This is a genomic window from Pseudomonas sp. IT-P4, from assembly GCF_949767755.1.
Taxonomy (GTDB): domain Bacteria; phylum Pseudomonadota; class Gammaproteobacteria; order Pseudomonadales; family Pseudomonadaceae; genus Aquipseudomonas; species Aquipseudomonas monachiensis.
The window spans coordinates 230,373-243,069 of the sequence record NZ_CATKPX010000045.1 but is presented as its reverse complement, the minus strand read 5'-3'; the positions used below and the strand labels follow the sequence as shown (position 1 = coordinate 243,069).

Annotated in this window: 6 protein-coding genes; 2 read left to right on the top strand and 4 right to left on the bottom strand. The window is 59.0% G+C overall.

The window, feature by feature from the left end:
• Positions 1–9 precede the first annotated feature (9 nt).
• Complete coding sequence (locus ACM6IT_RS19055) at positions 10–1,431, bottom strand: amino acid permease (RefSeq protein WP_409078259.1); 1,422 nt, start codon at positions 1,429–1,431, stop codon at positions 10–12.
• A gap of 619 nt (positions 1,432–2,050) precedes the next feature.
• Between ACM6IT_RS19055 and ACM6IT_RS19050 the strand changes: the two genes are divergently transcribed.
• Positions 2,051–5,164, top strand: coding sequence for a transglycosylase domain-containing protein (locus tag ACM6IT_RS19050; protein WP_414913915.1), 3,114 nt, complete (start codon positions 2,051–2,053; stop codon positions 5,162–5,164).
• Positions 5,165–5,335: 171 nt separating this feature from the next.
• Positions 5,336–9,991, top strand: coding sequence for a dermonecrotic toxin domain-containing protein (locus ACM6IT_RS19045; protein WP_414918508.1), 4,656 nt, complete (start codon positions 5,336–5,338; stop codon positions 9,989–9,991).
• A gap of 49 nt (positions 9,992–10,040) precedes the next feature.
• On the opposite strand, the gene ACM6IT_RS19040 is transcribed toward ACM6IT_RS19045, so the two are convergent.
• The 3 genes from ACM6IT_RS19040 to ACM6IT_RS19030 all read right to left on the bottom strand — a co-directional run bounded on the left by ACM6IT_RS19040 (position 10,041) and on the right by ACM6IT_RS19030 (position 12,616).
• A complete protein-coding gene (locus ACM6IT_RS19040; RefSeq protein ID WP_223542192.1) occupies positions 10,041–10,535 on the bottom strand; it encodes a CS1 type fimbrial major subunit in 495 nt (164 codons plus the stop codon).
• A gap of 63 nt (positions 10,536–10,598) precedes the next feature.
• Complete coding sequence (locus ACM6IT_RS19035) at positions 10,599–11,342, bottom strand: molecular chaperone (RefSeq protein WP_414913917.1); 744 nt, start codon at positions 11,340–11,342, stop codon at positions 10,599–10,601.
• Positions 11,343–11,401: 59 nt separating this feature from the next.
• Entirely contained in the window at positions 11,402–12,616 is a 1,215-nt protein-coding gene (locus ACM6IT_RS19030) for a hypothetical protein (RefSeq protein WP_414918579.1), read from the bottom strand.
• Positions 12,617–12,697: the final 81 nt, after the last annotated feature.

Sequence of the window (12,697 nt, the reverse complement as noted above, 5' to 3'; positions counted from 1 at the left end):
CATTACGACTTACGAAGCCGAACGCGCCGCACCTTGCGCAACATGGGTCGGTTGCAGCTTGAACACGTAGAACAACACCGTCAGCAGCACCAGGAACGCAGGGCCCACATACAGCGCCACGCGGGTGTCCGGGAAGTACGCCATCAGGCCCACCACCAGCACCAGGAACGCCAGCGCCAGGTACGAGCTGACCGGGTACAGCCACATGCGATATTTCAGGCCAGCCGCTTCGCTGGCGCTCAGGCCTTTGCGGAATTTCAGCTGGGCCAGCAGGATCATCGCCCAGGTCCAGATCGCGCCGAAGGTGGCAATCGCCGTCACCCAGACAAACACCTTTTCCGGTACCAGATAGTTCAGCAGTACGCCCAGCAGCAACGCGCCAATCGACAGCAGCAATGCACGACGTGGAACGCCATTGTTCGAGGTCTTGGCAAAGCCCGCCGGGGCCTGGCCGTTCTGCGCCAGGCTGTAGAGCATGCGCCCGGTACTGAAGATACCGCCGTTGCAGGACGACAACGCCGCGGTGATCACCACGAAGTTGATGATGCCCGCCGCGGTCTTGATGCCCAGGCGCTCGAAGGTCATCACGAACGGACTGCCCTGGGTGCCGATTTCGTTCCACGGGTAGATCGACAGAATCACGAACAACGCACCGACGTAGAACAGCAGAATCCGCCAGAACACCGAGCCGATGGCGTCGGGAATGGTCTTTTGCGGGTTCTTCGCTTCACCGGCGGTCAGGCCGATCATCTCCACGCCCAGGTAGGCGAACATCACCATTTGCAGGGACATCAACACACCTTGCACGCCGTTGGGCATGAAGCCGCCGTGGGTCCACAGGTTGGAAATCCCCAGGGCCACGCCGTCGTTGCCGAAACCGAAGGCGATGATGCCGATACCGCCGAACACCATCGCAACGATGGTGACGATCTTGATCAGGGCAAACCAGAACTCGAATTCACCGAAGGCCTTGACCGCGATCAGGTTGATTGAGCCCATGCTGATCAGCGCGGCGAGCGCCCAGATCCAGCGCGGCACATCGGGGAACCAGACGCCCATGTACACCGCCACGGCCGTGATTTCCGCGACGCAGGTCACCAGCCACAGAAACCAGTAGTTCCAGCCGGTCAGGAATCCCGCCAGCGGGCCGAGGTAGTCCTGGGCGTAACGGCTGAACGAGCCGGCGACCGGATTGTGCACGGCCATCTCGCCGAGGGCGCGCATGATCACCAGGATCGCCAGACCGCCAATGATGTAAGACAGCATGATGGCCGGGCCGGCCATTTCAATGGCCTTGGCCGAGCCCAGGAACAGGCCGACGCCGATACAGGCACCGAGCGCCATCAGGCGAATATGCCGTTCGCCGAGTTCGCGTTTAAGCGGACCGCCCTGAGCGGTCTCGCCTTGGGGCTGGTGATTGCCTACGGGCATAAGGGGCACCTCATCTTGTTGTTGGATATGACCACCGAGCTTTGAAGCCGCCGACCGATAGGCCAATGGCTTCGCGAAACCGGGCCTGCTTTGTAAGCAGAACCGTCCTGTAGGACAAAACCTGCAGGATCAGCGGGTCGTGCAGTATAAAAAGCTGACGGCAGAGATATTCACTCTATAAACCACTAAATTCAGTCATAAATCCCGGCAATAACCCGACTTGCGGAGGGGCATCAACTGGATTTTGTATGAATTTTCGCTATTTAAAGGGCGCGGAGTATTGCACAGCATTGGTGCATCGTCATGCTCCCAGCCAAAGCCTATAAAGCTCTAGTTCAAGTGTTTCAGCCCTCCTGCCTACTGTGGCGAGGGAGCTTGTCGGATCGCCGCACCGTCCCGTCCGACTGCGCAGCAGTCGCAAAACCAAAAAACCAGATCGTCCAGACAGATCAGAGTTGCTGGTATGGGGACCGCTTCGCAGTCCAGCGGGAGCAAGCTCCCTCGCCACAAAAAGAGGCCATTACCCGACGTTTTACCCTTCACATTTTCTTCACCCTCGCCAACCACCGTCTAAGCTTCATTCAAGTCCGATCAATCTGCGTGAATGGATCAGTCGACTATGGGCGCTTTGTGGCAAACCGATTCGAGTAAAACCGTGGTTCCGAATGAACGAGAGGATGAAGCGCCTACACCTGAAAAACCCCGTCGCTCCAGGCACGGATGGGGAGCGTTCTGGCTATTACTGTTGATAATCGCGGTTGTCGCGGGGCTTTCCGCCGCGAGGGAGATGCGTACCTCGAAGTTCCAGGCCCAGGAGGTCAGCAAATACGCCGCGTCCCTGAGCTATGAGCTCAAACCCGGCCCCAGCGATGCGATTCGCTATCCAGGGGACGGTCCGTTCGATCGGCGCCTGGGCTACAGCTCGCTGGATGAGTTCCTGCCGCGCCTGATCAAGCGTGATTTCGTCGTCGAAGCACAAACCCGCTTTTCCCCGGCGCTGTTGAAATACAGCGACAAGGGCCTGTTCGTGCCTTATGCCGAGAAAATCCAGGCCGGGCTATCGATCACCGATTGCCGCGCAGCGCCGCTGTACCAGTACAACTATCCACAGCAGCTTTATTCGACCTTTGCCTCGATCCCGCCGGTGGTGGTCAACAGCCTGCTGTTCATCGAGAACCGCTTCCTGCTCGACCCCAGACAACCGCTGGCCAACCCGGCAGTGGACTGGCCGCGATTCGGCATGGCGGCGTGGTCCCAGTTGGCCAAGATGTTGCACGTACCCGGTCAATCCGCCGGTGGCAGTACCCTGGCCACGCAACTGGAGAAGTACCGGCATTCCCCCGATGGCTTGACGGTCAATGGCGCGGAGAAGATTCGCCAGATGATTTCCGCCACCGTACGCGCCTACCAGGCCGGGCCACAAACCCTTGAAGCCCGGCAGAACGTGGTTCGCGACTACCTCAATAGTGTGCCGCTGTCGGCCGTACCGGGCCACGGTGAAGTGCATGGCATGGCTGAAGGGTTGCGCGTGTGGTACGGCACCGACTTCAATCAGGCCAACGAAGCGCTGTCCAGCACCGCGACGGATCCAAAAACCATGGCGGAAAAAGGCCTGGCCCTGCGTGAGATGCTGTCGTTGATGATTGCCCAGCGCCGCCCGTCGCACTACCTGGTCAAAGGTCACGATGAACTGGCCGACCTCACCGACAGCCATATTCGCCTGCTGGCGCAAAACCATGTGATCGACGCCGAGTTCGCCACCGCCGCCCTGGCCAGCAAAGTGACCTACCGCGACTGGGCCACCCAGCCAACCATTCAACCGATTGAAACCAACAAGGGCATCAGTGTCGCGCGCAGCCGTCTGGCCGGCATGCTCAATCGCCCGCTGTATGACCTCGACCGCCTTGACCTCTCCGCCACCAGCACCCTGCAAGGCGAGTTGCAAAGCGAGGCCACCGCGTACCTGAAAAAACTCGCCGACCCTGAGTTTGCCACGCAAATCGGCCTGATCGGCGAACGCCTCCTGACCACCACCAGCACCACCCAGGTGCGCTACAGCTTCACCTTGTTCGAACTGACCCCGGACGGCTCGCGGGTTCGGGTACAGACCGACAGCACCGACCAGCCATTCGACATCAACGAAGGCAGTAAACTGGAACTGGGCTCCACCGCGAAAATGCGCGTGCTGACCACCTACCTGCAAATCATCGCCGAGCTGCACGACAAATACGTCGGCATGACCATTCCGGAACTGAAGAAAGTCGACGTACCGGATCAGGACCGCCTGAGCCGCTGGGCGGTCGATTACCTGATCGAGAACAAGGACCGCGACCTGAAAAAAATGCTCGGTGCCGCCCTGGACCGCAAATACTCCGCCAGCCCCGGCGAGGCATTCTTCACCGGTGGCGGCCTGCACGTGTTCAACAACTTCCGCAAGGAAGACAACGGCCGGATACCCCCCCTGCGCGACGCCCTGCGCGAGTCGATCAACCTGCCGTTCATTCGCCTGATGCGAGACCTGGTGCGCTACACCATCTACTCCGGCCCCAACAGCAGTGCCGAATTGCTCAAGGACGACCGCGACCCGCGGCGCCAGGAGTACCTGGCCGAATTTGCCGACCGCGAGGGCACTTCGTTCCTGCTCAAGTTCTGGAAGAAGTACAAGAACAAGGACACCCAGGACCGCCTCGACACCTTCCTCGACAGCATGCGCCCGACCCCGATCCGCATGGCCGCCGTGCACCGCTACCTGCTGCCGCAGGCCAGCCAGGAAAGCTTCAACGCCTTCGTGCGCTCGCACCTCAAGGGCGCCACGCTCACGGAAAAACTCACCGACGAACGTCTGGTGCGGCTCTACGAATCCTACGGTCCCGGCGCCTACGACTTGCCGGACCAGGGCTTCATCGCCAAGGTCCACCCGCTGGACCTGTGGCTGATGGGCTACTTGCTCAATCACCCCGACGCCAAGTGGAGCGACATCGTCAAAGCCAGCCAGTTCGAGCGCCAGGAGGTCTACAGCTGGCTGTTCAAAAGCCGGCACAAGGGCGCCCGCGACAGTCGCATCCGCACCATGCTGGAGATCGAAGCCTTCCTGGACATCCACCAGCGCTGGCAGAAAGTCGGCTATCCGTTCGATCACCTGGTGCCGTCGCTGGCCACCGCCATCGGCAGCTCCGGCGACCGCCCCGCCGCCCTGGCCGAATTGATCGGCACCATCCTCAACGATGGAGTGCGCATGCCAACCCTGCGCATCGACAGCCTGCATTTCGCTGCGAACACCCCCTATGAAACCCAACTGGTCAATGACCCGGACGTCGGCAAACGGGTGATGCCATCCGAGGTGGCGAGCGCCATGCGCGAAGCCCTTTCACAAGTGGTGGATGCCGGTACCGCCAAACGCGTGGCCGGCAGTTTCAAACTGCCGGATGGCAGCCCGCTGGCCATGGGCGGCAAGACCGGTACCGGTGACAACCGCATCGAAGCCATCGGCTCCGGCGGACGGATCCTGAGTTCCAAATCGCTCAACCGCACGGCCACGTTCGTGTTCTACATCGGCGATAGCCACTTCGGCACCCTGACGGCGTTCGTGCCGGGCCGCTCGGCGGAAAGCTTCACCTTCACCTCGGCGTTGCCGGTGCAGGTGCTCAAGGGCATGGCACCGATTCTGACGCCATACCTGCAACCGGGCACCCACACGATGTGCAAGCCAACCCAGGCAACGGCTGTGCGCTGACCATTACAAAAAAACGCTGCCGGGGTGGCGGTAACTATTTATTTTTCACTCTCTGATTTTGGGGGACTCGGGGCAAAAACCGCGCCCTTTCAAACCATTTTTTGAGCTTTTTTCGGGGGCCACGCGTACCTAGTCTCTTCGTTCCATTTTTGATCAACGGACGATCAGACAATGCCCAACCCCGATAAAACTCCAGACTCGCTCGCCGACGACCTGGCCGATAAAAGTATCCACTTTGAGCGGGTCAAACAGGCTATCCCTTACTGGCTGAAAGAAACTTCCATCGCTCGTGTCAACGAACTGAAAGCCGACAGGGTGATCCTTCCAGACCCGCTACGGGAAGCCACCCGGGCGCTGCAGCAAAAACTGAAAAATGACATCAGGCTCAGCTGGACTGCGCAAAACCAGGTAGATCGCGCACTGAGCGAGTTGCAGGATGTCTACGCGTTTGCCCGGCCCATCCTGCAACAGGCGCTGAAAGACCGCTTCGGCGTCGACGACGATGTCGAGCAGACCTGGCTACGACTGTATGCACCGGTGAAGACATCCTGGTGGGTGCATGACTTTTCCGGCGGTACCACCAGCCGAACCGTCTCGCTGCTGGACGCCGCCGTACATAATTTTTCGCTCGACGAGTCGTTTCACCAAGACTCCGAATTCATCACCCGCCCTAACGCTCGCGGGCATTTCTGGGTCAAACACCTCAAGCACAAACTGAGCATCGATCAGTTCAAATCACTGTGCCGTGAACTGAACATCGGTGCCAGATACCAACAGCACCTGAACGAGTTTTTGCTGTCGCCCAACAGGGTCGCGAGCAACTACCTGCGTTACATCGTCATTGGCAGTCAGAAAAGCGCGTTGAATGTTGCGGCACAAATGGCCCTGATGAAAAAGGACATTGACCAGGAGGCCTATGACGTCGTGCAAGGCATGCTCAACGATCGCTTGAAAATGCAATGGCGCGGGCAGCCGGTCGGTTATTACAACCTGTCGATGATGGACACGCGCCTGGTTGGCATTGTGCTGATCGCCCCCGATGTATACACCTCGACAAGCGCCGTCCCGGTCATGGCGTATGTTCCCCATGACCCGGAGCATCCGCTCAAGCTGTACCCGTCGACGCTGGATTTCATGGCGGAGCTGACACGCCAGCTGCGCGACGGCACCTCCAGCAAAAGCTATCAACAGTACTTCAGCCAGTTCGTGCCCCATCAGCAACGCGGACCGTTCTTTGCCGGACTCAATGATCGCCTGAGTAAAATCAAATGGCAGCCGGCCCCACCTGGCTCCAACTTGCCCAGTTGGCGTGAAACCCCCGTGGCCAACCCCGACCTGAGGTTCAGCCTGTCGAGCGTCAGGACCGACAGAGAGACAGTTTTCAAGAATGATCTTTGGGGCTACTACTACCAACAGAAGCTCAACAAGATTCTCAACGATGGGCGGGAAATCGCGATTTCCACCGAGTACGCCGATCGCATGGCCCGCTGGGCCTGGTGGGATAACCTGGAAAAAATGCTCTCGGACATTTTCAACGTCGCGCTGCTGGTGGCGACGCCACTTGTCCCCGGCCTGGGCGAACTGATGCTGGCCTACACGGCCTATCAACTGACCGATGAAGTGGTCGAGGGTATCGTCGACCTGGCCGAAGGTCATTTTGCCGAGGCGGCGGAACAGACCATCAACGTGCTGGAAAGCGTCATCCAGTTGGGGACATTTGCGGCGGGCGGCGCAATCGGCAATGTCGCGCGAGCGAAGCTCTCGCCGTTTTTCGAAAATCTGAAACCGGTGCAGCTGGCAAACGGCGAGACACGGCTGTGGAACCCTGACCTGAGCCCTTATCATCAAGCCGACGTGGTTTTGCCAGCGGATGCACGGCCTGATGGACAGGGTATTCACCAGTATCACGGCCAGCGAATTCTGCGCCTGAACGATCAACACTTCGATGTGCTGGACGACCCGGTTACCGGGCAACAGCGCATACGCCATCCGCAGCGGTTCGATGCCTATGCACCGACCCTGCGACACAACGGCCAGGGTGCCTGGGTCTGCGAAACGGAGAACCCGCGCGAGTGGGAAGGCACGACACTGATGCGACGCCTGGGCCATACAACCGATGCCTTCAGCGACACGCAACTGGAGCGGATCCGTCAGATCAGCGGCACTGAAGAGGCCGAACTGCGCAGGATGCACATTGAGCACGCCCCGCCGCCGCCCTTGCTGACCGACACCCTGCAACGCCTGGGGGCACCGGTGAATCCGCTTCCTGCGTTACCCCCTGAAGTGGCTGCATTGTTCAGCGATTATCCCGAACTGCCTGAACCCGTCGCGGAAAAAATCTTCGCCGGTGCCACCCCGTCGGAACTCCAGCAGATGACCCGGCACAAACGCCTGCCCTTGCGCCTGAGATGCCAGGCCCGGGAACTCCAGTTCGAGACCCAGGCGGTGCGCGCCGCCCATGGCCTGTACGACAGCGCTTTGGTCAGTGGTGATACCGAACGCCTGGTGCTGGGCACCTTGCGCATGCAAACCGATACCTTCGGCAAGCTGCGCATCGAAATCCGCCAGGGCGCGCTCGACGGCGAACTGCGATGCAGCGCAGGGCCCGAAGATGCAGCACAAGTAAGGGTCATGGTACGCAACGAATCCGGAAAATACGAAGTGCGCGACACCGAGGACCAACTGATCCATGCGGCCGATGATTTTCTTCCTGCCCTGCTCCAGGCCATGGGCCGGGATGGGCGCAGAGCGATTGGATATCGAGCGGGGGATGTCGGGTTCTTCAAGTACTGGATCATCGCCAAGACCGAGACACCGAGCGAGCGCCGGGCGGTTCTGGCCACGCCTCCCATTCGCGCCGTGGCCGAGCATGAGACACTCTTGCTGGTGCGAGGCGCCTCCACCAGTAGAGCCGGCGAAACCCTGCACGAACGCATTCAGGACTTGTACTCGGACTTCAGCGAGCATGAGGTCGACACGTTTGCCGACGCCCTGATCGCTAGAGGCGATGCACTGAGAGCCATTGAGCAATGCGAAGATGAACTCGATGAACTGCGCGTCATTCTCAACCGCTGGGAATTCCAGCAACCGCAAACGTGGGGGCCTGGCAGCAACGAGTTTCGTGACGGCGGCGGACAGCATATCGCCGAGCGCCTAATCGAATGTTTCGAGCGCAAAAAAACCGGACTCGGCAGTCGTCTCGACCTGGACAACTATGCGCTCGACCTGTCCAGAGAAATGCTGCCACTGGACCTGGAGACCTGGTGGTCAAAGCGGCCTCCCGAGCTGAGAAAGTTCCTCGACAAAGTCAACGTGCTGAAACTCGACAAAACTTATTTTTCCAGCGAGTTCAATGGCTTGCTGAAAGACTTCCCAAATCTTCACGAACTCAGCGCCCGAAACTGCGACCTTAAGCGGCTACCCGACAGCATCGGGGACATGCGCCACATGGAACGCCTGCAGTTAAGTGATAACCAGATTGTGTTCGATGCCAGCGCAGTCCTGCGACTCAAGCAACTGACCTTCCTGGAAATACTCAGGCTCGAAGGCAACCCTCTGGCGATGGCACCGGACATTGGTCGCATGCCCAGGCTCAAAGTTGTGGCCTTGAAAAACACCGGCCTGGCCACCTGGCCCGACGGTGTCCTGGCCAAAACCCGCCCAAGGGGGTTTTTCCTGGACCTGCGGGACAATCCCCTCAGCGTTATTCCCGAGGTGGTACCCGGCAGGCCAGAAGCCTGGGTCATTGCCCGCACCCGACTCAACGTCGGTGATTTGTCGGAGATGAACCAACTGCGATACCAGGAGATTCGTCGCTCAGTTGGATTGCCTCCCGAGCCACTGGTGATTCCTCACCCGATGGACTACGGCGCCACTGCCGATGATTGGGCCGATGTACCCGGGTTTGGGGTAGAACGGATCGTCTCTTTCCGGGAACTGACCGACGACCCCCGGTCCCATGCGTTTATTGAAGCCGTGCTCAAACAGGAAAGCTCGTCGGACTTTGCCGCTGGTGGCCCTGTTCGCCGGCAATTGGTACAGCGTATGGCACGCATGGTCGATGCCGTGTACATCGACACTCAGCTGCGCGAACAGCTCTACACCATGGCCATTGCTCCGGTCGATTGTGCCGATGCCGGTGCTCAGTTGTTCAACAGCATGGGCATTCGCGTGCTCGCCTCCGAGGCCTATTCGTACTCCACCGATCCGGCGCAGCTTCAACGCAAACTGGTGACCCTTGCCAAAGGTGCCGCACGGTTGGAGCACGTCAACGAAATCGCCCGGGCTGACGTTGCCAGTCGTGGCGGCACCCCTGATGACGTCGAAATCTACCTGGCGTACCAGACAAGTCTCGCCTCGCGGTTGAACTTGCCGTGGCAATCCGAAGGCATGCTGTATCGACCGGTTGCCGGCGTTACTGACGCCATGATCGATGAGGCGTATAACACGGTGCTGGCTCTGGGTGAAGGCGACGGCCTGATCAACACAATGCTTGAACAGGACTTCTGGGAGCGTTATCTGCGTGAAACCTGGCCTGTTGAAACGCAGACGAACAAACTTCTCTACCAGAGCAAATACGAGAAACTGGAGGAACTGCGCACAACCCAGCGTCAGTGGCTCGAGTCGACGTCGGACGTTGAGAAAGCCGAACTGCGCAACCGGCTCAGGGAGCTCATCAACGATCTGCCCGTCCCAGAGACCGTAGTCTTTGCCGATGAGCCGATCAGCGAATCTGACTTCGATCGCTTCCTCGTCGATCTGGGTGACGAGGAGAAACAGCTGGCGAGACAACTGACCCGAGAGGCTCTGCGCAAAGCCGGCCAATAAAAGTCATAAAGCAAGCCAAAGGCAGCCTGACTTGTCAGGCTGCCGCACATCAAGGCGCAGCGGCGATGAATATCAGTTGCACATTGCCGTAATAAACCCCCGGTTTGTATCCACCGGCAGGCACTTTCGGCACGATCTCCAAGGGAAAGCGGCCACCGGCGATTGCTTGCGCGGCAGTCAGCACTTCCCGTGGCTGTGGGTCATGGCTCAACTCCTTGCCATTGAAGCTGACGCGCAAATAGATGTTCTGATCGTCACGCCCGTTGGACAGGTAAGGCTCTGCTTCCAACCGTGCTTCAATCGCGCTGGTGTCGTGTTTGACGTCGAAATTCTTGCGCAGCCCCTCCAATGTCTTCGTATGGATGTTCCACGCTAACGTCTGTTCAAGGTGTATCCAGTTCGACTCGGCCGGAATGATGTAAAACCCCAGCGTCGGGATATCCACCGACACCTCGAACGTGCGCTCTTCCCGGGCCGCAAAAGCCTGGGTACTTATCAGCGCCATCACGCTCATCCACGCCGCGATGGTCGATTGCTTGATCATGTCAGGTACCTGTTGCGTCAAAAAATACCGCGAGCCAGCCAAGGTGACTCGCCCCTCCCGGTATTACTGGCTGGCGATGCGCAGCGTTTTTTTCGATGCGCCTTCCACCAGGTTGAAGCGATACTCTCGGCCGGGCTTTTTCTCGAACTCAAAGGTTTTACCGGCCAGAACGTGGTGCTTGGTGGTCGGCTCACACTCGCTTTCGTTTTTCAGCGAGCAGTTGCGAAATTCATCGATCAGCACCACGGTATTGCCATTGTTGCGCAGCCGGTAAATGCCGGGACTGTCATCGATCACGCTGTCGAAGCGACTGTTTTTCGGCCGGACAAAAAACACCGTGCCAAACCCGGTCATCACGTTGACCCCCGCCGACAGGTTCTCTTTGTAGGCATCGCGCTCTTCACTCGACACGGCGAATTCGTCTTCTTTCTCCGGCACCACCGGCACGAAGCGCACGCGGAAATAACGCTCGGTGTCACGAGCCCCCATGTGCAACAGGCGCGTGCCCTGCATGCCCTTGGCCGGCACGATCAGTCGCGCGGGGCTGGCCATCAAGCCATCCCGAGCGCTGCCATCCGCCTGGGTCTTGACCGGAATTTCACGAGGGCTGCCATCGGCGTCGTAGATGATCTCCAGGATACTGACCTTGACGAACGCCGTGCTGTCACCGCTGTTGAACACGCGTTTGAGGTAGGTGCTCTTGTCGCTGTCGAGGTAGTCGTAAACCGTTCCGACGTTGATTTGCGGTCCGGCGAAAGCCGCCAGGGAAAAACAGCTCAAACCCAGCAGTGCCCACAAACGTTTCATACTCTTGAACCTCATCACATAGAACACAAATCGGACACGCGCCATCGATACGCGGGCCATCAGACTTCCGAATCCCAGATCACGGTGACATTGCCGCGATAGGTGGATGCCGCACCAGGTTGAATCATGAATTCCATCTGATTTGGCGGGATCTCGAAGTGCAGAATTCCCGGCGCCCGATCTACATAAAAACCAGGTTGAAATTGCTGCGCATTGGCCGGTCCAGCCCTGAGTCGCCGGCGCTTGACCGGTTGCCCCGCGAGATCGGTCAACCCGTTTGGAAGACTGACGCTGACTTGCAATTCGACCGAGCGTCTGGACACCGAATCAAGAATCACGCAGTCATAGGGGAAAGCACTGATTTCGCACTCCAGCAGCATCTTGAACCGCGAGGACGCGGAGATATTGAACGTCTGGTCCCGAAACAAACGCACAGGCCTGCGCCCCGCCTGCAACCAGCTTTGCCAACCGCCCGCCGGGACCAGTTGGACTTTCTCGCCGCCGGGGGGGATGTCGACCTTGAGGGTGTGCTGTACATCCAGCACAAAATTCAGAGTCAAATCGCGGTCGGTCGGCAACATCACATCGCCCATGTCGAAGTCACCACCGGGACCAATGCGATAACTCAAGTCCCCCGTATAAAGTCCGGACGACATCGTCAGCGGATTGGGGGTTTTAAGTTCATAGGAGAAGTCCAGGTAGTCATAAGTCATGGCCGGTATCGGAAAACTCGCCGTCTTGACGCAAGTCCCTTGTACCGGAGTCTTCCAGAAGAACCGGTAGTAGTTGTCCGAATACATTCCCACACCACTGTAGGTGCAGGGAGGTGCCGCGTTCACCCAGCCTCCCCCCGGACCGCCCCATAAGGCCCGATGCCCTTCAATGGCTGTCGCGGCACCTGTCAGATTGACCGCGGTATCACTGAGTATGTATCGGGAACCAAAACCGGCAATACGCACCTCGACGGTTTCCGTTTCGCCAGTTTCCCTGTTCGTCACCGTTAACGGACGCCACAGGGCCGGAATGCTGAACATCGCACTGTTGCGCGGCGACGCATTGGGTTGCATGGGTCTCGCCGACTCGAAATGCATGGGCAGGCGAATGCTGAAGGTCTCATTGTCCCGGCATTCACTGGGATAGTCGGCACAATAGCCACTGACCGGCGTTTTATTAACGAATAAATTTCGTTGCGGGTTGGCAGAGTCCGGGGTGAACAGCGCCCGGATCTCCTGATTCACCGCCTGGGCCGAAGGCGCCGCGACGACGGCCAGCATCCCCAGCCAGCGACTGCGCCGCAGCAGGCGGGAACATGTAGACGTTGGTTTCATGATCACACTCTCTTGAACATCGGAATC